This is a genomic window from Neorhizobium galegae (genome assembly GCF_017877055.1).
Lineage (GTDB): Bacteria > Pseudomonadota > Alphaproteobacteria > Rhizobiales > Rhizobiaceae > Neorhizobium > Neorhizobium galegae_D.
The window spans coordinates 530565-552820 of sequence record NZ_JAGIPG010000001.1 but is presented as its reverse complement, the minus strand read 5'-3'; the positions used below and the strand labels follow the sequence as shown (position 1 = coordinate 552820).

Sequence of the window (22256 nt, the reverse complement as noted above, 5' to 3'; positions counted from 1 at the left end):
CAAAGGGGCAATGCTTAATCTTTGGGCAACATCAGGAGCAGAAGACAAGGTCTCGAACTTGACTTGGGGCGGTTTCCGGCGGCACAACGAACGGAGACGCACAGCATGTTTCGTTGGAGAGCCTGATGCCGAAACCGATCGTCGCCCTGCCCGCCGATATCCGCGAACTGGACGGAGCGATCTGGCATGCCTCGCCGAACCAGTACGTTCAGGCGGCGCTGAAGGTGGCGGATGTGATGACCTTCATCGTCCCAGCTTTCGAAGAGGGCAACGAAACCGATGCCATCCTCGATCGAGTCGACGGTGTGCTGGTTTCAGGATCGGCGACCAACGTCCACCCCTCCCTCTACGGCAGGGAGGCGACAGCCGGCGACGGTCCCTTCGATCCGGCCCGCGACGCGACCTCGCTGCCGCTGATCCGCCGGGCGATCGACCGCGGTATTCCCCTGCTCGCCATCTGCCGCGGCATCCAGGAACTGAACGTGGCACTGGGCGGCACGCTCGCCAGCGAAATCCAGGACCAGCCGGGCATCTGGGACCACCGTAAACCGGATGTGAAGGAGCGCGACGGCATGTATGCGATCCGCCAGCCGGTCTTCATCGAGGAAGGCTCCTGCATCGCCAACTATCTCGGCCTGACAGGCGAGGTCCAGGTCAACTCGCTGCATCGCCAGGCGATCGCCGAAACAGCCCCGCGGCTGAAGGTCGAAGCGACAGCCGAAGACGGCACGATCGAGGCGGTTTCGGTCATCGACGCCAAAAACTTCGCCGTCGGCGTGCAATGGCACCCGGAATACTGGGCGGAAACCGATGCCCCGTCACGCGCGCTCTTTCAGGCCTTCGGCGATGCGGTCCGCGCCTATGCCGACCGCAAGACGCTGACCAACGTGGCGGCCTGACCTCAGGCCCGCGGCCGGTGCACGCCGGTCGACTGGCGGATGCGCATTTCCGGCTTGATCAGGTGGATGCCGTCCGGCTCGTGGCTGCCGGCAAGCCGGTCGAGCAGGGCGCGCGCCGCAAGCCGGCCGACTTCGGTCTGGCCGTTCCACACCGTCGTCAGTGCAGGCGTCGCGATCGAGGCCTCTTCCAGATCGTCGTAACCGGTGACGGAGATGTCATGGCCGGGCATCAGCCCGGCACGGGCAATGCCGTTCATCAGGCCGATCGCCACCAGATCGTTCCAGCAGACCGCAGCGGTCGGCTTCTGCGGCAGGGAGAGGAAATGCACCGCCGCCTCGAACCCGCCCTGCTTCGAGCGCGGCCCGGGAATGCGAAGGTTCGGATCCACCTCGATGCCCGCCTTGCGCAGCGCGTTGACATAACCCTGGTAACGGTCGCGGCCGGTCGAGGTCTGGTCCGTGCCGCCGATCATCGCGATCACCCGATGACCGAGGCCGATCAGATGGTTGGTGGCCAGCGAAATGCCATAGCTGTCGTCGCCGCGATAGGTCGGCAGCTCGACGCCTTCCATCGAACGGGCAACGAGGATGGCCGGCATGCCGTTCTCTTCGGCAAGCCTCATATCCTCGATCGGCGTGCCGATCGCCGGCGACATGATCACCCCGTCCCCGCCCAGCTGCAGCAGCGTTTCGATGAAGGTGCGCTGTTTTTCGACCGAATCGTAATGATTGGACAGGATGAAGGTGTGACGGCTGCGATCGAGTTCGCTTTCGATCGCTTTGAGGATTTCCCCGTAGAACGGGTTCATGATGTCGTGCACCACGACGCCGATAATGCCGGAGCGCGAGGTTCTGAGGCTGGCGGCGCGGCGATTGTAGATATAGCCGAGGGCTCTTGCCTGTTCCTTGATTTTTTCCCGGGTATCGGCAGCCACGAGCGGGCTGTCGCGCAGAGCAAGCGATATCGTAGCAGTGGAAAGACCAAGGCTTTCGCCAATCGTCGACAACTTGATCTTTTGCGCCATTTCCCCCCACCTGCAATGGCCGGCATCGCTATCCGATGCTCGAATTAAACTTTAAATAAACAATTTAATTCCGCGCGACAATCCTGTGACGGTGAAATTTGGAGGGAATCAGCCTCTGTCGTCCGAATGCTCGGACTGAAGATTTTGTTCGATGGTTTTAAGAAGCTTGAGGAGGGTGCGGATCTCCTTGTCCGAAAGGCCTTTCGCGGCGATCGAGCCGCACTCGGAGACCGAACGGCCGATCTGTTCGACGGTCTGCAATCCGGCTTCTGTCAGATGCACCTTGGTGAGACGCCCGTCGGTGCCGTCGGCGCGGCGTTCCAGAAACCCCTGCGCCTCCATGCGGCCGATCGTACGGGTCATGGTCGGGGCTTTGACGCCGAGCCGTATGGCGAGCTGGCCGGGGGTCATGCCGTCCTCTTCGGCAAGGATCAGGATGACGCCGTCCTGGCCTGCATAAAGCCCGCTTTCGCCGAGGCTGCGGCTGAGTGCGGTGCGCATGGAGCGGGCGGCCTGGGTGATCGCCGGAGCAAGGTCGGTGGCCGAAAGGCCTTCCAGCTCCTTCTTCTTGCCGGACTTGGCTTTCTTGTCGCCCTTCTTCTTGCTCATTCGCTCCGCCCGTTTTGCCCTAAAGAAGTAGCCGTTATATCTGTGGCGCGCTATCCATATCGAAACCGGGAAACCACCGCCAGATGTCGCACCCTTCGCCACGCTATCATGACAATGATACGACACTTGCGTCCACAGAAAGGCGAAACTGGATCGCTGTCCTGCCGCTCGGCGCCCACGAACAGCACGGACCGCACCTGCCCTTCGAGACCGACACGCTGATCGTCGAAGGCCTCGTCGCGCGCCTCATCCCTGCCCTGCCCGCCGGCCTGCCGGTGACATTCCTGCCCACGGAGCCCGTTGGTTATTCGATAGAGCATATGGATGTCGCCGGTACGAAGACACTTGCCTTCGACGAGGCCGTTTACCGCTGGCTTGGGCTTGCCGGCGATCTTCACGCCAAGGGCATCGGCAAGCTGGTGCTGCTCAACGCCCATGGCGGCAATTCGCCGCTCCTGACCATCGTCGCGACCGAGGCTCGGGTGCGCTTCGGCATGCTGGTCGTCGCGACAAGCTGGACCCGTTTCGGCCAGCCTGCCGGCTGGATCGCCCCGGAGGACAAGGCGATCGACATCCACGGCGGAGACATCGAGACTTCGGTCATGCTGGCGCTCCATCCGGACAGGGTCGATATGGCCAGGGCCGAGAACTTCCCGTCCCGCCAATCGGATTTTTCCCGCGACTTCAAGCATCTGCGTGCCTACGGCCCGCATGCCTTCGGCTGGAAAATGTCCGACCTCAACCCAACGGGCGTCGCCGGCAACGCGGCCGCGGCAACGGCGGAACGGGGGGAGACGCTGGTCGCGCATGCCGTCAGGGGGATTATCGAGCTGCTGGAGGATGCGGCGAAGTTTGATGTCCGAACATTGAAGTAGGAAGAAGCTACACAATGTGCGATATTAGGCTACACGCTTGAGGTCGCCGCGGATGACGCTGAATATCCGAAACGAAGAAGCTGATGCGCTGGCCCGTGAACTGGCCCGGATCGACGGAACCACCATCACCGACGCGGTGATTTCCGCATTGAAGGAAACCATCGACAAACGTATCCGCCAGGAAACACCTCGCGAAACCGCCAAGAGAATTCTTGACCAACGCGGCCTTGCCTTCAAGGCGAACAGGAAGCCTGTAGCGCCCGACGCCTATCACGATCTCGATCACCAGGTCGGGGATGACGGCTGATGTACGTCGATGCCTGCGCGATCGTCGCGATGATGGCCGGCGAAGAGAACGCGGAAGCCTACGAAACGGCGCTGCTACAGGCAAATTCGCCTTTCACTTCACCACTGGCCGCGTGGGAGGCGATTATGGTCCTGTCCCGCCCGGATCAGCTGGATTGCCGTTATCAGCAGGCAGAAGGCGCGGTCGTTGAATGGCTGGATGCGCGGGGCATCGAGATTCGCGAGGCCGGATCGCCTTGGCAGCTTTTGAATTATGCGGTCGCGGTCGCCGAAAAGTACGGGATCGGGCGTCGATATCTCAGCAATTTCGACTGCTTTCATTATGCCTATGCCAAGGTGACGGAACAGCCGCTTCTGACCCTCGACCAGCTTCTGGGCCAGACGGACGCCGAAACGAGGCCGTAGGGATCAAGCCGCCTCGGCGCCCCCACAACCGCCGCCGGCAAGGTCGCGGCCATGCCCGGCGCCAGCCGCAATTCCGATGTGATCTTATAACATACAAACCCTTTGAACTCCTCCCGGCTTGCCCTTATATGAGACGAACAAAGCTTCCGCGCCGATCGTGCGCTCTCAAGTCCTCGAGGTTCTCATGACCGAAACAGCCACCGTCAAGCCCGTTCCCGTCACCGTGCTCACCGGTTATCTCGGCGCCGGCAAGACGACGCTCCTCAACCGCATCCTCTCCGAAAGCCACGGCAAGAAATACGCGGTCATCGTCAACGAGTTCGGCGAGATCGGCATCGACAACGACCTGATCGTCGAGTCGGACGAAGAGATCTACGAAATGAACAACGGTTGCGTTTGCTGCACCGTGCGCGGCGACCTGATCCGCGTCGTCGAGGGACTGATGCGCCGCCCGGGCCGCTTCGACGGTATCATCGTCGAGACCACCGGCCTTGCCGATCCGGTCCCGGTCGCCCAGACTTTCTTCATGGATGACGATGTGCGCGCCAAGACCGAGCTCGATGCAGTCGTCGCGCTGGTCGACGCCAAGCACCTGCCGCTGCGCCTGAAGGACAGCCGCGAAGCCGAAGACCAGATCGCCTTTGCCGATGTCGTCGTCATCAACAAGACCGATCTCGTCACCCCGGAAGAGCTGGCGATCATCGAAGACGTGGTTCGCGCCATCAACCCGACCGCCCGCGTCTACAAGACCAGTCGCTCCGGCGTCGATCTCGCCCGCGTGCTCGACCAAGGCGCCTTCAACCTGGAACGCGCGCTCGAGAACGATCCGCACTTCCTCGACCACGGCCATGACGACCATGTCTGCGGCCCGGATTGCGACCACGACCATGGACATGACCACCATCATCATGACCACGATCATGACCATCATGCGCATGACCACGACCACGATCATCACGGCCACGATCACCACCATCATCACCACGGCGAAATGTCGCCGATCCATGACGTGACGGTGAAGTCGATCTCGCTGCGCGGCGGCGAGATGAACCCGGAACGGTTCTTCCCGTGGATCCAGAAGGTCACCCAGACGGACGGCCCGAGCATCCTGCGCCTCAAGGGCATCATCGCCTTCAAGGGCGACGAGGAACGTTATGTCGTGCAGGGCGTCCACATGATCGTCGAGGGCGACCACCAGCGTCCGTGGAAGGATGGCGAGAAGCGCGAATCGCGCCTTGTCTTCATCGGCCGCGATCTCGACGTCGACAAGATCGAAAAGAGCTTCCGGGCGTGTGAGGCACAAGCTGCGTAATGCCGACTGTTGCACCGCTTGATCTGGAAGGCCATGTCGTCGCCGCACATTTCCTCGGCGACGTTCCATTCTTCGCCACCGCCGCCGGCACGATCCACCGCCTTGACGGCGGCGAGAAGGTCACGGAGGCTCATCAGGGTCTGCTGACCTGCATCCGCGACCCCTTCAGCGCCACGCTGCTGACCGGCGGCGAGGACGGCAAGGTGATGCGCATCGGCAGCAATGGCGAGGCGACCCTGATTGCCGAAGCACCGCGCAAGTGGATCAGCGTCGTTGCCGGCGGCCCGCAGAATGCGGTCGCCTATGCGTATGGCAAGTCGAGCTTCGTGAAACAGAGCGACGGCACGCTGAAGGAATTTCCCGAGGAGCGCAGCGTCGAAGGCCTCGCCTTCGCGGGCAAGGGTCTCAGGATCGCCGCCGCCCGTTACAACGGTGTCTCGCTGCACTGGGTCGGCACCAATGCGCCGCCGGTCGATCTCGAATGGAAGGGTGCGCACAACGCCGTCACCTTCTCGCCCGACGGACGTTTCCTGGTGACGACCATGCAGGAAAACGCCCTGCACGGCTGGAAGCTCGACGGCAAGCCGGGCGAGAACCGCCACATGCGGATGACCGGTTATCCGGCCAAGGTGAAATCGCTCTCCTGGTCGCCGAAGGGCAAGTGGCTCGCCTCGTCGGGCGCGCCGGCGGCGATCGTCTGGCCGTTTTCGGCAAAGGACGGACCGATGGGCAAGGCGCCGCAGGAACTCGGCACCCGCGCCAATATCATGGTCACGTCGGTCGCCTTCCATCCGGCCGAGGAAGTGCTCGCCATCGGCTTCATCGACGGCATGATCCTTGGCGTAAGGCTCGCCGACGGAAAGGAAGCGCTCCTGCGCCGGCCCGGCAAGGGCGGTATTACCGGATTGAGCTGGAGTGCCAGCGGCAAGCTCGTTGCCTTCGCCTCCGATGCCGGCGATTGCGGCGTCATCGATATTGCAGCCTGAAATCTCGCAGCACGAATAACCGCGGCGGAAAAATCTCCGCCGCGGCCTGGTCCATGCGGGATGGGCAGGCAGCGTGTTTGAAATGGTGTGGTGTCAGGCCGTACTGCCTGCCCGATCGTTTCCCGCATTGTCCCGAAAGGCTGGTGACGGAGTCTCCAAATTCCGAACCTGATACCTTCCGGCGCTCGGCGCCCTGACGGCGCCGCCCTCGCCTTTGTGACCGTCACCGGGCGCCGGATGCTCCCCGTGGGATGCGACACCGGTTCGCGACCCGGCTCCCTGCCCGTGACACGCCCAGTGTAGCCACGGCCGCGACAGCGGGGATGAAACGGCGACGTTCGGGAGCGACCACCGTTCAAACAAAAGAGAAATTTCGGCCGGCCACGACAAAATCGTCCCCGCAGCCGAAGCGGCTTCAGGCGGCGCGGATGGCTGCGGTGATTTCGGCGAGCAGGTTGTGCAGACCGTCGCGATAGCCGCTGCGGGCCGAAGGACCGTTCTCGTCTGACGTCATCACCCCTGCATCGATGCGGCGTGTGATCATGCAGCGAAGCTGGGACGGCAGGTAGGTCGGGTCCATGGCGGAAAGGCCGTATTCACGCGGAGATGATGGAAGCGTGAGGATGGACGGGGGTGCGGCAATCTTGTCCCTCCCCCTTGTGGGGATCCACGCAGCCGTTTCATTCCAGGCAACCTCCACAACATTCCTACGATCTCAAACAATCACCACCAGTGGAGCGACAGGAGAAAGCAGTGTATGGGACCATTCCCGACGGTCGCACCGCCGCGTGCCCGATTCCCTCCTCCCTGGACCGGAGCCGCAGCGCGACGACAGCCGTTTCTACGATCGGACAGGACATGGCCAAGGCACCCAAGACTGAACATTCCGAACTCGCCGGCGAATTCACCGATGACGGCATTACCGTGCTGGTCGATATCTACCGCCCTGCCGGCACCCAGGGCGACTGGACGCTCGAAGTCATCACCGAAGAAGATGACGTCACCACCTGGGAAGAGCCGTTTCCGACCGACCGCGAAGCCTTCGACGAATTCCTGGCGACCGTCGAGCGCGACGGCATCCGCTCCTTCTTCGGCGAACCCGAGCCCAACCCCGCGGTGCATTGATGAAGAATGTCGAAGACCTCACCACATCTGCCAGGACCATGCACGACCGCTATGCATCGGGCCGCATGGACCGCGAAATCGTCCGCCAGTGGGTAATGGGGCTGAGCGTGTATCCGGAACCCTATGGGCGGCATATCCAGGAGGCGACCGCCTGGTTCAAGCCTTCGCGCGACGACATGGATCCGGTGGAACTGAAGATCGCCGATCTTGCCAGGCTCCAGGCGATCTATCGGCCGTAGGAAGCTCGAACCCGTCTGGATCTCAAAGCCCGGCTTCGGCAAACACCTTGACGATCCAGTCGAGGAAAACGCGCACCCGCGGCGAGAGCTGGCGGTTCTGCGGATAGAGCGCCGAAAGCGGTGTCGGCGGCGGTGGGAAGTCGCCAAGCACTTCGACGAGGACACCGTCGTCGATATCCCGCTGCAGGCGATAACGCGGCGCCTGCATCAGCCCGAAGCCACGCCGGGCGAGATCGACCATCGTGTCCGAATTGTTGACCGTCAGCCGGCTTGGAAGGGTGACGTAGCGCACCGCCTCCCCGACCGTGAATTCGAGCGGCATGATCTGGCCGGTGCGCGACGAGAGGAAGCCGATGGCGAAATGCCCTTCCAGCGCATCGGGTGATTTCGGCATGCCGTGTTTCTCGACATAGGCCCGGCTGGCACAGGTGATCTCGGTGATCGTCCCAAGCCTGCGCATGATCAGCCCGCTGTCGTCGATCTCGCCTGCCCGGATGACGCAATCCACGCCTTCGCGAACGAGGTCCACCAGCCGGTCGCCCTGGCCGATCTGCAGGTCGAGCAGCGGATAGCGGTCGAGGAATTCATGAAGGCGGGGCAGGAGGAACGTACGAGTCAGGAACCCGTGCGCATCGACCCTCAGCAGTCCGCGCGGTTGCGCATCGCGAAAAATGTTCTCCGCCTCGTCCACCTCCGCCAGGATGGCAAGGCAACGCTCGTAGAAGGCCCGGCCATCGAGTGTCGGGGTGACGTGACGCGTCGTTCGCTCCAGAAGTCGCGTGCCGATCCCCTCCTCGAGCTGCTTGATGGCTTCGGTGACCGTCGAGCGGGCAAGGCCGAGATCGGCGGCGGCAGCGGAAAAGCTGCGCCGTTCGACAATCCGGATGAAGAGCTGCATGCGGTCGAGACGATCCATGACCTTGTTCACCACAGGCGAATTGTCATGTCAATTCACCGGCAATTGTTCTTGCTCGGTGTCAGCATTATCTCCTGCTCACCAACCAAGGAGAGATCCATGACCAACAACGCACAGCGCGTCGCGATCGTTACCGGCGCTTCCAAGGGTATCGGCAGGGCCATCGCGCTCCGCCTCGCTGAGGACGGCGTCGCAGTCGTCGTGAACTATGCGACGAGCCGGCACGCCGCCGACGAGGTCGTTGCACAGATTGAAGCAGGCGGCGGCAAGGCGGTCGCGGTCCAGGCGGATATCGGCAGCCCGACCGCCGCCGCAACCCTGTTCGACGCCGCCGAACAGAACTTCGGCGGTGCGGACATCCTCGTCAACAATGCCGGCGTGATGCGGCTTGCACCGCTCGCCGAGATGGACGACGAGGCCTTCGAAACCCAACTCGCCATCAATCTGACCGGCACGTTCCGGGGCATCCGCGAAGCAGGCAAGCGCCTGCGCGACGGCGGCCGCATCATCAACTTCTCGTCGAGCGTGGTCGGCGCCTATGGTCCGGCCTATGGCGGTTATGCCGCCACCAAGGCCGCCGTCGAAGCGCTGACACATGTCGCCTCCAAGGAACTCGGCCGGCGGAAGATCACCGTCAACGCGGTCGCGCCGGGCCCCGTCGAAACCGAGCTGTTCATGACCGGCAAGTCTGAGGAACTGGTCCAGAATATCGTCAGGACCATCCCGCTCAGCCGGCTCGGCCAGCCGCAGGACATCGCCTCCGTCGTCTCCTTCCTCGCCGGCCCAGACGGCGGCTGGGTCAACGGCCAGGTGCTGCGCGCCAACGGCGGCATGATCTGAAACACCGAAACACCAACCTTTGAGGACAACCCAATGCCATTCGTGAACATCAAGACGCCCGAAGCCGCCTCAGCAAGGCCCAGAAGGAAGAGATCGTCCACCGCATGACCGAGATGCTGGTCGAATACATGAGCGAGGCCGCGAGGCCCCACACCATGGTGCTGATCGAGGAGGTCAAGGACGGCGGTTATGGCCGCGCCGACGAGATCTTCATCATTCCGGATGCCTATCGCGCTAAGGACGGCGACTGAGGAACCCCGCGCCCACCCTCTCGTCCGGTTGCTCGGCCGGGCGAGACGCGACCGCGGAAATATCCGAGGGAACCCCGCTTGGCGGCGCCTCAGGCTCATGTTATTCAAGCCGCCATGTTCGCAAACCTGACCACCAAAACCACCATGAAAACGACCGCTGACGCGGGGCGTTTTTGGGTGCGTGCGCGGTAGTCGCGACATCATCCTCAAAACCCCGCCAGAGACGGACGGGGTTCAAAGGTGACAAACAGCCCTGTCTCTCTCTTAAAATCCAAGGAGAGACGAAAATGCTGATCGATCTTGAAAACCTCGCTCCCGGCCAGTCCATCGGCCTTTCGACCGCAACCCCGGTCGTCGCGATCGTCGGCGCCACCGGTGCGGTTGGCGTCGAGCTTCTGAATTGCCTTTCAGCCCGCAACTTCCCGCTCGGCGGCTTGAAGCTGCTCGCCTCGGCCCGCTCGGCCGGCAAAACGGTTGAATTCAACGGCACCGAACTCGTTATCGAGGAACTGACCGAGGAGAGTTTCAAGGGCGTCGATATCGCCCTCTTCTCGGCCGGCAGCGGCATTTCCAAGCGTTTTGCGCCGATCGCGGTGAAGGCCGGCGCCGTGGTCATCGACAATTCCTCCGCTTTCCGCATGGAAGCGGCGGTGCCGCTGATCGTGCCGGAGGTGAACGGCAAAGCGCTCGGGCAGCACCGCGGCATCATCGCCAACCCGAACTGCGTCGCGGCGATCGCCACCGTGGCCTTGGCGCCGCTCCACCGCGCCCATCCGATCCGCCGGCTCAACATCTCGACCTACCAGGCCGCCTCCGGCGCAGGCGCTGCGGCGATGGAAGAGCTGCGGCTGTCGACCGCAGCCTATCTCGCCGGCGAAGCCTTCGAGCCGAAGGTTCTGCCGCATCCTTACGCCTTCAACCTGTTCAGCCACAATGCCGAGATGGACCCGGAGAGCGGCTATAACGGCGAGGAACTGAAGGTGGTGGCCGAGACCCGTCGCATCCTCGACGTGCCCGAGCTGCCGATCGGCATCACCTGCATCCGCGTGCCGGTACTGCGCGCCCACGCCATGGCGATCTCGATCGAGTTCGACCAGCCGGTATCGCCCGAAGAGGCCCGCAGCCTGCTGTCCGCCGCCCCCGGCCTGCGTCTCGTCGATGACCGCGCCCGCAACCATTTCCCGATGCCGTCGGAAGCGTCTGGCGAGGACGACGTTCTCGTCGGCCGCATCCGCACCGATCTCGGCGATCCGTCGGGCAGGACGCTGGCGATCTTCGTCGCCGGTGATCAGTTGCTGAAGGGTGCGGCGCTCAACGCCGTGCAGATCGCCGAGCGGCTGCTTGCCGATGCCGGGCGAACGTCATGAGGCTCGACCTCATGCGCGATGGAGAAGGGTTCGTCGTCGATGGCGACGCCGCCCGTTTCCATCTGTTGAAGGGCTGAAAAACAAAGGCCGGCGCCACCTGGCTGGCGCCGGCCCTGCCCCTGCCGCCCTTGTTGTTTTTCTAGAAGCGGTAGGTGACGCCTGCCCCGATCAGCCAGGGATTGATCTTCGCCTTGCCGCTCAACGGCCCGAGCACGTCGTGATCGGCCTTCCATTTGGTTTCGAGGAAGATTTTCTTCACGTCGAAGTTCACGCCCCAGTGCTGGTCGATCATGTAGTCGAAGCCGACCTGCAGGGCCGCGCCGACATTGTTCTCGACGTCGAGATTATGAAAACCCGGCTTTTCCGACTGGTTGTAGAAGAGCGAATAATTGACGCCGGCACCGACATAGGGCTTGAACGCGCCGAAATCGGTAAAGTGGTATTGCAGCGTCAGCGTCGGCGGCAGAAGCCAGGCGCGACCGACCGGCACGCCGACGGCACCGTCTTCCTTAATATTCGCGAAGGTCGTGCCGAGAATAAGTTCGGCGGCGATATTGTCGGTGAAGAAGTAGCTGATATCGAGCTCGGGGATGACCGAGTCGGAATAGGACAGATCCGAACCCGGCACGCCGGCGACCGAGCCGCGATTCTCAGTGATGACGCCCAAGCCGCGCACGCGGATCTGCCAGGGGCTCGATGCCGCCGCCGGCTCCTCCGCCGGAGGGGCAACGGAAACGGGCGTCAGATCCGCCGCCGCTGCCCCGAATGCGAAAAAAGCCGCACCCGCGCCCGCGATCCATCTCAGATGCCATACCCCGTTCGTGTTCATGTTAAGCTCTCCTGCTTGCGTTTGATCTTGCAGGGAGAGGCTTAGGAGCGATCATCGAGAGTCGGATTGATCAGGATCAACCGCGACCGCCGGATGCGCGGCTGCAGCCCGAATGGGAGAATTTGTCGCACGAAAAACCCCGCCCCCCTTCAGGACGTTCCAACGGGAACGTCCCACCGGGGAGACGGGGTTCAGGCAGATCGTCGGGGCGCGAGGCCTTGAGTGCTGAATGCCTTCAGTCGAAAACCCGACCTTTGTCAGGCCAGCTTGCGCCCGTTGGCGACGATCATGCCAGCGGCACCTTCCAGCCAGCCAGCCTTGAGTTCGAGCGCCAGGAAACGCGAACGCTCGAAGGGGCCGGGCATGACGAGATGCCGGGTCTTGTCGGCAAAGAAGCCGAACCGTTCATAATAGGCCGCGTCACCGACAAGCAGGATCGCGCCATGGCCACGCTTGTGGGCCTCGGCGATCGCCGCGCGCATCAGGGCGGCGCCGATGCCCCGGCCTTCCTGGGCGGAATCGACCGCAAGCGGGCCAAGCAGCAGCGCGTCGAGCGGCTGACCTTCGGGCGCGATGCCGGCTTCGACGTTCCACAGGCGCACGGTGCCGATCACATGGCCGGCGCCGTCGCGCGCAACGATCGCAAGGCCTTCGGCCGGCACGCGGTTGCGGCGGATCTTTTCCGAAGACTTCTTGCGGCGATCCGGGCCCATGGCGCGGTCGAGCAGGGTTTCGCGGGCGACCACGTCGGCCGGCGTTTCGGCGTCGATGGTGAAAGTGGAGTTAGGCGCAAAGAATGCGCGTACAGAATCAAGAACAGCGGCCATCGTGGCCTCCCGTACCCAATACCGTTATGAGCGGCGATGAAGAGGAATTGTGAATTTGCCGCCCCGGCTGGTTACGGGGCCGGCGGAAGTGACACGCCTTAGATGACGTAGGCCTTCAGGGGGTCGAAACCGTTGAAGGCGACGGCCGAGTAGGTCGTCGTATAGGCGCCCGTGCCTTCGATCAGAACCTCGTCGCCGATCGTGAGCGTCACCGGCAGCGGATACATGTTCTTTTCGTACATCACGTCGGCGCTGTCGCAGGTCGGGCCGGCGAGAACGCAGGGTTCCATCTCGTCGCCATCGCGCTCGGTGCGGATCGGGTAGCGGATGGCCTCGTCCATGGTTTCGGCGAGACCGCCGAACTTGCCGATGTCGAGGAAGACCCATCGGTGATTGTCGTTGTCCGACTTCTTCGACACGAGGACGACTTCCGCCTTGATGACGCCCGCATTGCCGACCATGCCGCGACCCGGCTCGATGATCGTCTTCGGCAGGTTGTTGCCGAAATGCTTGCGCAGCGAAGCGAAGATCGCCTTGCCGTATTCTTCGGCCTTCGGCACGTCGCGCAGGTACTTGGTCGGAAAACCACCGCCCATGTTGACCATCTGCAGCACGATGCCCTGCTTGGCGAGCTGGCCGAAGACGCGCTTGGCATCGGCAAGAGCCGCATCCCAGGCATCGACCTTGGTCATCTGCGAACCGACATGGAAGGACACGCCATAGGACTCGAGGCCCATCTGGTGTGCGTAGACGAGCACGTCGACGGCCATCTGCGGGACGCAGCCGAACTTGCGCGACAGCGGCCATTCGGCGCCTTCGCCATCGGTCAGCACACGGCAGAATACCTTCGCGCCGGGAGCGGCACGGGAAATCTTCTCGACTTCCTCATGGCTGTCGACGGCATAAAGGCCGACGCCGAGCGCGAAGGCGCGAGCGATGTCGCGTTCCTTCTTGATCGTGTTGCCGAAGGAGATGCGGTCGGCGGAAGCGCCGGCGTCGAGTGCCATCTGGATTTCGGCAACCGAGGCGCAGTCGAAGTTGGAACCCATCGAAGCGAGCAGCTTCAGGATTGCCGGTTCCGGGTTGGCCTTGACCGCGTAATAGATCGCGCTGTCCGGCAGGGCATGACGGAAGGCGTTGAAATTGTCGCGCACGACATCGAGATCGACAACAAGAAACGGTCCTTCGGGACGCTGGGTCTTGATGAAGTCAAGGATACGAGCAGTGGTCATCGGTCAGTCCCTTCAAAATCTCAAAGCTCCGGCTGCGAACCGGAGGACAAAGGACGGATGAGAATGCGACCGGACCCAGTCGGTGGAGACACTGGTTCCTTGACACGCTCAAACGGCGATATGTGGATCAACGCCCTGCCATGAGCATCGATCCGGCTTTGTCTGCCTTGGATTGGAGGGTGGTCCCTACCGCACTTCCGGCAATGATGGTGTGCCTCTTCAGTATTGCAGGCTGATGGAAAGCCTGCAGAGACCAGAAAGGCCCGCACCGTCGTTGCTTCAAGATGTCCTCGCATTTCCCGGTTGGCCGGAATAGCGACTGGAGGGGTTAGTTCCAGGTACCTTACCGATGACCTCACCTAATCGAGGGTCGGCGGACACCCACAGGCACGTGCGACTTTGGGCAGCCCGGGAGATAAGAATATTCGCAGTCATAATCAAGAGTTTTTTTGCCCCTCGCCGAAAATTCGCATTGCACAATTCCGTGCAAAATCCCAACTAGGATCGACCAGACCAAAAGGGGCGACATTTGGATACTCTAACGCGCATGCGGGCCTTCATCGATGTGGTTGAAGCAGAAGGCTTTTCGGCCGCAGCCCGACGGACCGGACGGTCAAAGGCCTTGCTCTCGAAATATGTGCGCGAGCTGGAGGACGATCTGGGCGCTCTGCTGCTCAACCGCACCACCCGCCAGTTCTCGATGACCGAGGCCGGCCACACCTATTACCGGACCGCGGCCGACATCCTGAAAGAGATCGACAATCTCGCCGACCTGGTGCGCGAGAACAATGCCGACCTGAAGGGACGCCTGCGCGTTTCCGTGCCCCGCACCTTCGTCGATGCGGAAGTCGGTCAGTCGCTGATCGATTTCGCCAAGAGCCACACGGAAGTGTCGCTGGAAATCGTCGCCGAGGACCGCTTCGTCGACTTGATCGAGGAGAATTTCGACCTGGCGATTCGCATCACCAAGCTCGAGGATTCCGGGCTGATCGCGCGAAAACTCTCCGACTTCCGGGTCTATACGGTGGCGACCGCCGATTTCGTCGCGAAATACGGTCCGCTCGAACATCCGCAGGACTTGAACCGCGTCCCCTTCATCATCGACACCAATTCCCGCTGGCACAACAATGTGCGCTTCACCGACAAGGACGGCTCGACCATTTCGGTCGCCGTCAGCGGCCCGGTCGAGATCAACAGCCCGCAGGCGACGCTGCGTGCCGCCCGCGCGGGGCTCGGCGTCGCGATCATCCCGGATTTCATCGCCAATGCCTCGATCCAGTCGGGCGAACTGGTGACGCTGTTCGACGACTATATCGCCAAGGACCGCGGCATTTATGCGGTCTATCCGCATCGCCGCTACCTGCCGGCCAAGGTCAGGAGCTTCGTCGACTTCCTCTCCACCTGGTTCCGCCGCCAGCATTGAACCCCGAAAGCCCCCGGCGCCGCGCCGCCCCCCTAAGGCGAATGAGGTAACGCCTCCGCGGCAAGTCGACCTATTGGCCGGCTTGCTTGAACTTGGCTTCGATCAGCATAGTGCGGCTCGGCGCGCGAAAGTCTCGGCATCGCGGAGGATGGATATCCATGCAGAAAAGCCTGGCTATATTCGTGTCGGCACCGGTGATCGAGGCCGCGAACGGCAAGCTGATGCTCGACAAGAAATTCGTCTCCGGCATGGCCCTGCATGTGCAGCACTGGTCGGGGCCGGTCACCTGCTTCATTCGCCGCGGCGCAACCGACATACCCTTCGGAGACCGCTACGACATCGGCGAACTCGATTTCCGAGTATGTATCCTGGAGCCGGAGGAACGGGTGTCGGTGGGCCATCTCGCCGATTTCGACCTCGCGCTGCTGTCGGGGGATTCCTACCTCGACCTTTTGCCGCCGCAGGTGATCCGGCAGGCGAAGAGCGCTGTCGTCTACTCGATCGAATACACCCACCAGACCCGGCTGCAGATCATCTCGCTCGACGACACCCGCAGCCTGCCGCGAAAGATCTACAGCATGGCCTGGACGGTGATGCAGGAATACAAGCGCAAGCGCGCGTTTCGCGCCGCCCACGGCATCCAGGCGAACGGTTACCCTGCCCATACGGCCTACCGCAACATGGGTGGCAGCCAGCTCCTCTATCTCGACAACCGCATGAAACCGTCGATGTTTGCAACCCCGCAGGAGATGAGCGCCCGCAGGCGATACTTGCTTGGCGGCGAACCGCTGCGGCTCATCCACTCCGGGCGGATCGAGCCGATGAAGGGCGTCCAGGACCTCGTCCCGATCGCCAGGCTGCTTGACGAACGGGGCGTGGATTTCACCCTGACGATCTACGGCGAGGGAAGCCTTTCCGGTGCGATCGCCGCGGAGATCCGCAGGCACTGGCTTCACGACTGCGTCTTCCTCAAGGGTCCGGTCGATTTCGAGCAGGAACTCGTGCCGCTGACGCGCAACCATGCGGATATCTTCCTCAGCTGCCACAGACAGTCGGATCCCTCCTGCACCTATATCGAGACGATGGGCTGTGGCGTTCCGATCGCCGGTTACGACAACAGGATGTGGTCGGCGCTGATGGCCGAATCGAAAGCCGGCTGGGTCACCCCGCTCGGCGACATCAGGGCGATGGCCGATCGGTTGGCCGCCCTCGACAAGGACCGCTCGCCCATCCTGGAGTGCGGCGAGAACGCGCTTCGGTTCGCCCAGGGCTGGGATTTCGAGAGCCAGTTCCGCAAACGCATGGAGCATCTCGAAAATCTCACCCGGCACTAGACCAGGGCTGGACATGGGTCCGGTTCGAGTCGAAATTCCGTCTCATTTGCGCTGCACTGCAAGGGGCGGACGAACCGGGAGCCAAAGGGCGAATGCGATATCGAGTCTTGACCATTGCCGCGCTGGCGGCGGCCTGTCTTCCGTTGCCCGCTGTCGCCCATCCGCACATCTTCGCCGAGGCCCGACTCGAGGTGGTGGCCGGCACCGACGGCAATGTCGCGGAACTGCACAATGTCTGGCGGTTCGACGAGGTCTTCTCATCGAGCGTGCTGCTGGATTTCGACAAGAACACCGATCTTAAGCTCGACGCGAAGGAACTCGCGGCGCTTGGCGAGGTGATGCGCAAGTCGCTCGGCGACTACCACTATTTCACGACGATCACGATGAACGGCGCGAATGTCGGGGTGCAGAAGCCGGACGTGATCCACGTCTCGCTCGACGGCAACCAGCTCCTGGTCTTGTTTGCGGTCAAGCCCGAAAAGCCGGTGCCGCTCAAGGGCCGGCTGACCTTCGGCGTCTACGACCCCTCCATGTACACCTCGATCGACTTCCCCACCGATGGCGACCTCATCGTCAAGGGCGACGGTTTTTCGCATTGCCAGCACAAGGTGGTGCGCCCCGACCCCGACGACGTGATCTCGCAGAACACCTCGACGCTGACGGACGCCTTCTTTAACGATCCGACCGGCACCGACATGTCGAAACTCTTCGCCACCCGACTGGAACTGACATGCTGAAGATGCGCCGTGCCTTCTCCCCTTCGGTCGTGATCCCTGCCCTTCTCATCGTCGCGGCGGCATGCATCGTGATGGCGGGGTCGGCGCAGGCGCAATCGCCGCTCGGCGTCGGTTCGGCCGAGCCTTCCTTCTCGGTCAGCGGGCCGCTCGGTCCGTTTTTCGCCTGGATCAATTTTTATCAGCAGTCCTTCTACCGGGCGCTGACCGGTTCGCTGAAGGCGATGCGCGAGGATCCCTGGGCCTTGTCCGGCCTGATCGGGCTGTCGTTCGCCTATGGCGTCTTTCATGCTGCCGGTCCCGGCCACGGCAAGGCGGTGATCTCCTCCTACATGATCGCCAACGAGATCGAACTCCGGCGCGGCGTCGTCATTTCGTTCATCTCCGCGCTGCTGCAGGGCGTGGTGGCGGTGCTGCTCGTGGGGGCGGCCTATCTCGTGCTGCGCGGCTCAGGCATCACCATGACGGCGGCGACCCAGGCAATGGAAATCGCCAGCTTCGCCATGGTCGCCCTCTTCGGAGCCTGGCTGCTTGTGAAGAAGATCCGGGCGCTCCGGATGCGCGTCGTCAGCATGCCCATGGCTGCCCCCGCCGGTAACGGGCGCGGCACGACCGGGCTCAATTTCCAGGCGGTGGAGATCGACGACCACGACTACCAGGGCACCGGCGGTTATTGCGAAACTTGCGGCGTCAGCCATATGCCTGATCCCGCCCTGCTGAAGTCCAGGGATTTCAGCCTGCATGAGGCCTGGTCGGCGATCGTTGCCGTCGGCCTGCGCCCCTGCTCCGGGGCTATCCTGGTGATGAGTTTCGCGCTTTTGAACAGCCTCTATCTCGGCGGCGTGTTGTCGGTCCTCGCCATGTCGATCGGCACGGCGATCACCGTCACCATTCTCGCGACGCTCGCCGTTACCGCCAAGGACCTCGCGGTCCGCATTGCCGGACCCGGCTCGCGCGCGGGACGACGGATCACCCATGCGATCGAGATCGGCGGGGCGCTGTTCGTGCTGCTGGTGGGGCTGTCGCTGCTCGGCGCGGCACTGCAGGCCTGACGCCGGCTCGTCAAACGGCGGGCCTCCTGGCGAAGGCCGCGCTGCCCTTGCGTATCAACTGCCGGCAAGGCCGCTCGATGGCGACGTGCAGCAGCCAGGATACGGCGATGACCACCATGCTGGTCACCACGGTTGCGACCAGGTTGCGGATGACGAAATCGGCATTGCCGAGCCTGCCCTCGACCATGCCCCAGACGCCGAGTGCCCGGTAATGGGTGAGGTAGACGGCAAAGGAAATGTCCCCAAGAAAATGGAGCGGCCGGGAGGCGAAAAACCCGGAAAACATACCACGGTCGGTGCTGAGGCAAAGGATCAGCAGGATGATCAGCAGATAGATCGGGAAATCCCAATCCGTCTGGGTAAGCGCCACCAGCACCAGAAGGCCGACACAGATCTGGATCGAGGTTCGCGAGGCGAAGGATGCGGCGACCGGGTCGTTGTGCAGCCGCCAGACCAGCTGGCCGAGGGTGAAGCCCGCAAGGCAGCGGATCAGCGTGAAGGGCGCGGCGATCAGGTCGAGCAGGCCCTTGGAAATCGTCGACCCGATATAATGAAGCGAAGCGGCAAGCGTCAGGATCAGGATCGCGAGGAGCGCTCCGATGCCGAGGAGAAGCGCCGCCGTCCGGCTCGATTTCAGGCATAGAAGACCGATCATCGGGAACAGCAGGTAGACCAGCATTTCGGCGCTGACCGACCAGGCGGGCGGATCGATGCTCGGCCAGTTGCCGAGCGCCTGCAGCATCAGCATATTCGAGAGAAAGACGTCCGGCCCGATATCCACCCGGGAGGATTTGACGAAAGCGAGCACAATGAACGCCAGCGTCACGGCGAGATAGAGCGGATAAATCCGGGCGATGCGATGCCACAGGAAATCGCCGAATCGGAAAGCGCCCGATAGGAACGACGGCCCGTAGACATGCGCCATGACGAAGCCGCTCAAGATGAAGAACAGGTCGACGGACAGATAGCCGTGATTGAGGAAAGTCGAGAACGCCCCGTTCGACGGAACCCGGTCGAGTTCGAAATGGTAGATCATCACGAACACGGCCGCCGCTCCGCGAATGCCCGTCATCGACCTGATTTCGCCCGCCGCCATCGCAGTACCCCAAGGACCTATAAACTAGGCTCCGGAGGCAGCTTACAGGGGCGGGAACAACGCGCAACCCGGCCTTCCGGCTAGGCGGCTACGCCTTAGGACTGCGGCCGGATTGGCGCGAGAGTAGCGGTCAGCGGCCGCGATTGCGCTGATAGCGCGCCCGCAGCCAGAAAATGGCAAAGAAACCGAGCAGCAGCAGCGACCCGATGACGACGGCGAGCATCGGGGAAAACTGGGCGATCCACATCACGATCGTCGGCAGGAAATAGATCACCAGTCCGATGCCGAGGAGAATAACCGCGGCGGCGATCGCCTGCGACTTTGCTTCGGGCGTCATGCCACTGCTCCCTTGGCGAGCTCGGCGCGGATATCTTCGAGCCGTCGCGTCTGCGTGCCGTCCGCCTCGAAATTGTCGGGCGAAAGCCATGCTTCGAACGCGGCCTTCAGGAGCGGCCATTCCACGTCGATCATCGAGAACCAGGCGGTGTCGCGATTGGCGCCCTTGGAGATGACGTGCTGGCGGAAGACGCCTTCGAAGGTGAAGCCGTAGCGGCGGGCGGACGCCTTGCTCGGCTCGTTCTCGTTATGGCATTTCCATTCGTAGCGGCGATAGTCGAGCCCCTCGAACACGTGCCTGGCCATCAGGTAATGCACTTCGGTCGACAGCGGCGAGCGCTTCATGTCGGCGCCATGCGCGACGGAGCCGACCTCGATGACGCCGTTCTTCGGGTCCGGGCGCATGTAGCTCGCCATGCCGACGACCTTGCCGGTCGCATTGTCACGAGAGACAAGCGTCACGAAATTCGAATGGATACGGGCGTTTTCCAGCCAGTCGCCGAACGCGTTCATATCGGCAAAATCGTCGTTCGGGAAATATTTGAGAAGCGGATTGATGCCCTCGGCGCCACCGAGCCCGTCCCACAGCGCCTGCAGATGCGTTTGCCTGTCATAAGGTTCGAGCGTCACGAACCGGCCCTTGAGGGTGACCGGTGCGGGGGCGGAAACTTTGTAATTCTTCAGATCGCGCATATCAGCCTCTTGCATCGTGTCTGAGGCTTAGGCCAGCGGCAGGGGAAAGGCAACGGGGGCGGCAAGAGGCCTGCCGCTTCACTTTGAGATGGACACGGTCCCGGCTCTCTGCTTCCCTTGGCGGTAAATCATGGGAGTTGTCCAATGGCGGTCTGCACCTCATGCAATCGAGAATTCGGCTTCGCAGATGTCAGAGGCGGCATATGCAGGGACTGCCGCGCGAAGGCGGAAGCCGCAAGCCTGGAGTCGGCCTACCGGAAGATCGAAAACGGTATCGTTTCCCCGGAAGACCTGAATGATCCGGCCCTTGCCAGGATTATCATCACGACGGGCAGCGAAATTCCCGGACGACGGATCGACAACATCGTCGATGTCGTCGGCGCCGAAACGGCGCTGGGCCTCAGCTTATTCAAGGATATCGCCAACAATTTCCGCGATTTCTTCGGTGGGCGCAGCAAGACGGTGCAATCCGCCGTTCGCGACGCCCGGACCGTCTGCATGATCGAGCTTCGCCGCGAAGCGGTCCGCCTGAACGCCGACGCGATCATCGCAATCAAGATCGACTTCAGCGAATTGTCGATGGCAGCGGGCGGGGGCATCCTGTTCGTTGCGGCAACGGGTACAGCGGTCAAGCTTGCCGACTGACGGCAGTCTGCCGAACGGCCGCGCCATTCCCGTTCCCTAACCCGCCAAGGCGGGCCGAGACCGGAAAGATGCGCAGCCGTTTGACAACACACGACTGGCGCGCCTTACGCCTTGACCTTCGCTGCCGAAACCGTCGCGTCGATATGCTCGATCAGCGCATCGTTCAATCCGAGGCGGCCGGCCAGCAGGTCGAGATAACCGCGTTCGGCACGGGTGTCCGGGTCGATGGTCAGGCGCGAGGCCGCATAGATCTCGACCTTCTGCTCCTCGGTGCGGGCAGCGGTGACGAGGTCGTCGATATCGACGGGATTTGCGAGCTCGTTCTCGATGAAGGCTTCCGCCTCGGCGCCGAGATCGACCGCATGCACCTTGTCCATGATGTTGGCGCGCTCGCCGGCATCGATATGCCCGTCGGCCTTGGCGGCGGCAATCATCGCGCGGACGAGCGTCAGGGCGAAATCGTTGGTGAGGGCGGAAGATTGCGGATGGAAGGGCGAATCGGCCGGCGGCGAGAGCAGCGGCTTGTCAGCCTGAGGTGCGGGCTGCGGCGCCGTCTGCGGCGACTGGCCGGACTGATAGTTCTTGTAGGCGAGATAGCCAAGGCCGGCGATTGCCGCGATGCCGCCGACGGCTGCGACATTGCCGGCAATATTGCGGCCGGTCTTGGTGCCAAGGACGGCCGCAAGGATCGCGCCGGTGGCGAGCGGATTGTTCTTGGCGAGCTGGGTCGCCTGCCCTGCCCGGTCTCTCACGCTTCCCCCCGACAGGCCCGGAATCTGTGATCCCAGAAATTGGTCGAGAAGCTTCTTCGCGTCGAACATCGCACATCTCCCTGTTGTGTTTCCGGGGAGACATAGGCATTCGACTATGGAATTACAAAGGCCGGTTGCGGTGGCCGGA

26 protein-coding genes and 1 pseudogene are annotated in these 22256 nt (G+C 62.7%); 16 read left to right on the top strand and 11 right to left on the bottom strand.

The features are described from left to right. Window positions 1-125 precede the first annotated feature (125 nt). Window positions 126-899 (top strand): gamma-glutamyl-gamma-aminobutyrate hydrolase family protein, encoded by a 774-nt coding sequence (locus J2857_RS02395; RefSeq protein WP_210008375.1) that lies wholly within the window; start codon window positions 126-128, stop codon window positions 897-899. 2 nt (window positions 900-901) lie between these two features. Here J2857_RS02395 and J2857_RS02390 read toward each other — a convergent pair whose 3' ends face one another. Together J2857_RS02390 and J2857_RS02385 are read right to left on the bottom strand one after the other, a co-directional pair. Continuing rightward, on the bottom strand, window positions 902-1924 hold the full coding sequence (locus J2857_RS02390) for a LacI family DNA-binding transcriptional regulator (RefSeq protein ID WP_007756725.1): 1023 nt from the start codon (window positions 1922-1924) through the stop codon (window positions 902-904). Between the two features lie 108 nt (window positions 1925-2032). Beyond that, a complete protein-coding gene (locus J2857_RS02385) occupies window positions 2033-2533 on the bottom strand; it encodes a MarR family winged helix-turn-helix transcriptional regulator (protein ID WP_210008374.1) in 501 nt (166 codons plus the stop codon). 83 nt (window positions 2534-2616) lie between these two features. Between J2857_RS02385 and J2857_RS02380 the strand changes: the two genes are divergently transcribed. The 5 genes from J2857_RS02380 (at window position 2617) to J2857_RS02360 (ending at window position 6417) form a co-directional block, all read left to right on the top strand. Then, window positions 2617-3408 carry a creatininase family protein gene (locus tag J2857_RS02380; RefSeq protein ID WP_210008373.1) on the top strand — a complete coding sequence of 264 codons (792 nt, stop codon included), beginning with the start codon at window positions 2617-2619 and terminating at the stop codon, window positions 3406-3408. 52 nt (window positions 3409-3460) lie between these two features. After that, entirely contained in the window at window positions 3461-3715 is a 255-nt protein-coding gene (locus J2857_RS02375; RefSeq protein ID WP_210008372.1) for a type II toxin-antitoxin system VapB family antitoxin, read from the top strand. Next, a complete protein-coding gene (locus tag J2857_RS02370; protein WP_210008371.1) occupies window positions 3715-4119 on the top strand; it encodes a type II toxin-antitoxin system VapC family toxin in 405 nt (134 codons plus the stop codon). Before J2857_RS02375 ends, J2857_RS02370 begins: the two co-directional genes overlap by 1 nt. A gap of 184 nt (window positions 4120-4303) precedes the next feature. Further along, the gene (locus tag J2857_RS02365; RefSeq protein WP_210008370.1) at window positions 4304-5431 is read left to right on the top strand and encodes a CobW family GTP-binding protein; all 1128 of its coding nucleotides are present in this window, start codon (window positions 4304-4306) and stop codon (window positions 5429-5431) included. Next, complete coding sequence (locus tag J2857_RS02360; RefSeq protein WP_210008369.1) at window positions 5431-6417, top strand: WD40 repeat domain-containing protein; 987 nt, start codon at window positions 5431-5433, stop codon at window positions 6415-6417. The genes J2857_RS02365 and J2857_RS02360 overlap by 1 nt, the downstream gene beginning before the upstream one ends. A gap of 415 nt (window positions 6418-6832) precedes the next feature. Here the strand turns inward: J2857_RS02360 and J2857_RS02355 are convergent, their stop codons facing one another. Continuing rightward, window positions 6833-6997 carry a hypothetical protein gene (locus J2857_RS02355; protein ID WP_210010111.1) on the bottom strand — a complete coding sequence of 55 codons (165 nt, stop codon included), beginning with the start codon at window positions 6995-6997 and terminating at the stop codon, window positions 6833-6835. Window positions 6998-7275: 278 nt separating this feature from the next. On the opposite strand from J2857_RS02355, the gene J2857_RS02350 reads away from it, so the two are divergent. Continuing rightward, window positions 7276-7542, top strand: coding sequence for a hypothetical protein (locus J2857_RS02350; protein WP_037077316.1), 267 nt, complete (start codon window positions 7276-7278; stop codon window positions 7540-7542). Beyond that, window positions 7542-7781: a hypothetical protein gene (locus tag J2857_RS02345; RefSeq protein ID WP_210008368.1), complete on the top strand. Its 240-nt coding sequence runs from the start codon at window positions 7542-7544 to the stop codon at window positions 7779-7781. The genes J2857_RS02350 and J2857_RS02345 overlap by 1 nt, the downstream gene beginning before the upstream one ends. A 22-nt stretch (window positions 7782-7803) precedes the next feature. Here the strand turns inward: J2857_RS02345 and J2857_RS02340 are convergent, their stop codons facing one another. Continuing rightward, window positions 7804-8697 (bottom strand): LysR family transcriptional regulator, encoded by an 894-nt coding sequence (locus J2857_RS02340; protein WP_210008367.1) that lies wholly within the window; start codon window positions 8695-8697, stop codon window positions 7804-7806. Window positions 8698-8796: 99 nt separating this feature from the next. Here J2857_RS02340 and J2857_RS02335 point away from each other — a divergent pair, with 99 nt between their 5' ends. The 3 genes and pseudogenes from J2857_RS02335 to J2857_RS02325 all read left to right on the top strand — a co-directional run bounded on the left by J2857_RS02335 (window position 8797) and on the right by J2857_RS02325 (window position 11155). Further along, window positions 8797-9537, top strand: a complete 741-nt coding sequence (locus J2857_RS02335; RefSeq protein ID WP_210008366.1) for an SDR family oxidoreductase — start codon at window positions 8797-8799, stop codon at window positions 9535-9537. 33 nt (window positions 9538-9570) lie between these two features. Then, window positions 9571-9788, top strand: a pseudogene (locus J2857_RS02330) (tautomerase family protein). Between the two features lie 287 nt (window positions 9789-10075). Further along, complete coding sequence (locus J2857_RS02325; RefSeq protein WP_210008365.1) at window positions 10076-11155, top strand: aspartate-semialdehyde dehydrogenase; 1080 nt, start codon at window positions 10076-10078, stop codon at window positions 11153-11155. A 139-nt stretch (window positions 11156-11294) separates the two neighbouring features. On the opposite strand, the gene J2857_RS02320 is transcribed toward J2857_RS02325, so the two are convergent. The 3 genes from J2857_RS02320 to odc2 all read right to left on the bottom strand — a co-directional run bounded on the left by J2857_RS02320 (window position 11295) and on the right by odc2 (window position 14043). Further along, window positions 11295-11984, bottom strand: a complete 690-nt coding sequence (locus J2857_RS02320; RefSeq protein ID WP_210008364.1) for an OmpW/AlkL family protein — start codon at window positions 11982-11984, stop codon at window positions 11295-11297. Window positions 11985-12241: 257 nt separating this feature from the next. Further along, window positions 12242-12811, bottom strand: coding sequence for a GNAT family N-acetyltransferase (locus J2857_RS02315; protein WP_210008363.1), 570 nt, complete (start codon window positions 12809-12811; stop codon window positions 12242-12244). A 98-nt stretch (window positions 12812-12909) separates the two neighbouring features. Further along, entirely contained in the window at window positions 12910-14043 is a 1134-nt protein-coding gene (gene odc2, locus J2857_RS02310; RefSeq protein ID WP_210008362.1) for an ornithine/lysine decarboxylase, read from the bottom strand. A gap of 529 nt (window positions 14044-14572) precedes the next feature. Here odc2 and J2857_RS02305 point away from each other — a divergent pair. The 4 genes from J2857_RS02305 to J2857_RS02290 all read left to right on the top strand — a co-directional run bounded on the left by J2857_RS02305 (window position 14573) and on the right by J2857_RS02290 (window position 18586). Then, complete coding sequence (locus J2857_RS02305; RefSeq protein ID WP_037077328.1) at window positions 14573-15466, top strand: LysR family transcriptional regulator; 894 nt, start codon at window positions 14573-14575, stop codon at window positions 15464-15466. A 158-nt stretch (window positions 15467-15624) separates the two neighbouring features. Continuing rightward, entirely contained in the window at window positions 15625-16800 is a 1176-nt protein-coding gene (locus J2857_RS02300) for a glycosyltransferase (protein WP_210008361.1), read from the top strand. Window positions 16801-16892: 92 nt separating this feature from the next. Beyond that, window positions 16893-17537: a DUF1007 family protein gene (locus J2857_RS02295; protein WP_210008360.1), complete on the top strand. Its 645-nt coding sequence runs from the start codon at window positions 16893-16895 to the stop codon at window positions 17535-17537. 71 nt (window positions 17538-17608) lie between these two features. Then, window positions 17609-18586, top strand: a complete 978-nt coding sequence (locus tag J2857_RS02290) for a nickel/cobalt transporter (protein WP_210009999.1) — start codon at window positions 17609-17611, stop codon at window positions 18584-18586. Window positions 18587-18596: 10 nt separating this feature from the next. Here the strand turns inward: J2857_RS02290 and J2857_RS02285 are convergent, their stop codons facing one another. From J2857_RS02285 to J2857_RS02275, 3 genes are all read right to left on the bottom strand, one after another. Further along, on the bottom strand, window positions 18597-19658 hold the full coding sequence (locus J2857_RS02285) for an acyltransferase family protein (protein ID WP_210008359.1): 1062 nt from the start codon (window positions 19656-19658) through the stop codon (window positions 18597-18599). Window positions 19659-19812: 154 nt separating this feature from the next. Beyond that, window positions 19813-20019, bottom strand: coding sequence for a hypothetical protein (locus J2857_RS02280; protein ID WP_210008358.1), 207 nt, complete (start codon window positions 20017-20019; stop codon window positions 19813-19815). Further along, window positions 20016-20711 carry a GNAT family N-acetyltransferase gene (locus J2857_RS02275; protein WP_210008357.1) on the bottom strand — a complete coding sequence of 232 codons (696 nt, stop codon included), beginning with the start codon at window positions 20709-20711 and terminating at the stop codon, window positions 20016-20018. The genes J2857_RS02280 and J2857_RS02275 overlap by 4 nt, the downstream gene beginning before the upstream one ends. A 144-nt stretch (window positions 20712-20855) precedes the next feature. Here J2857_RS02275 and J2857_RS02270 point away from each other — a divergent pair, with 144 nt between their 5' ends. Next, complete coding sequence (locus tag J2857_RS02270) at window positions 20856-21356, top strand: YbjQ family protein (RefSeq protein WP_210008356.1); 501 nt, start codon at window positions 20856-20858, stop codon at window positions 21354-21356. A gap of 104 nt (window positions 21357-21460) precedes the next feature. Here J2857_RS02270 and J2857_RS02265 read toward each other — a convergent pair whose 3' ends face one another. Next, window positions 21461-22177 (bottom strand): tellurite resistance TerB family protein, encoded by a 717-nt coding sequence (locus J2857_RS02265; protein WP_210008355.1) that lies wholly within the window; start codon window positions 22175-22177, stop codon window positions 21461-21463. Window positions 22178-22256 lie beyond the last annotated feature (79 nt).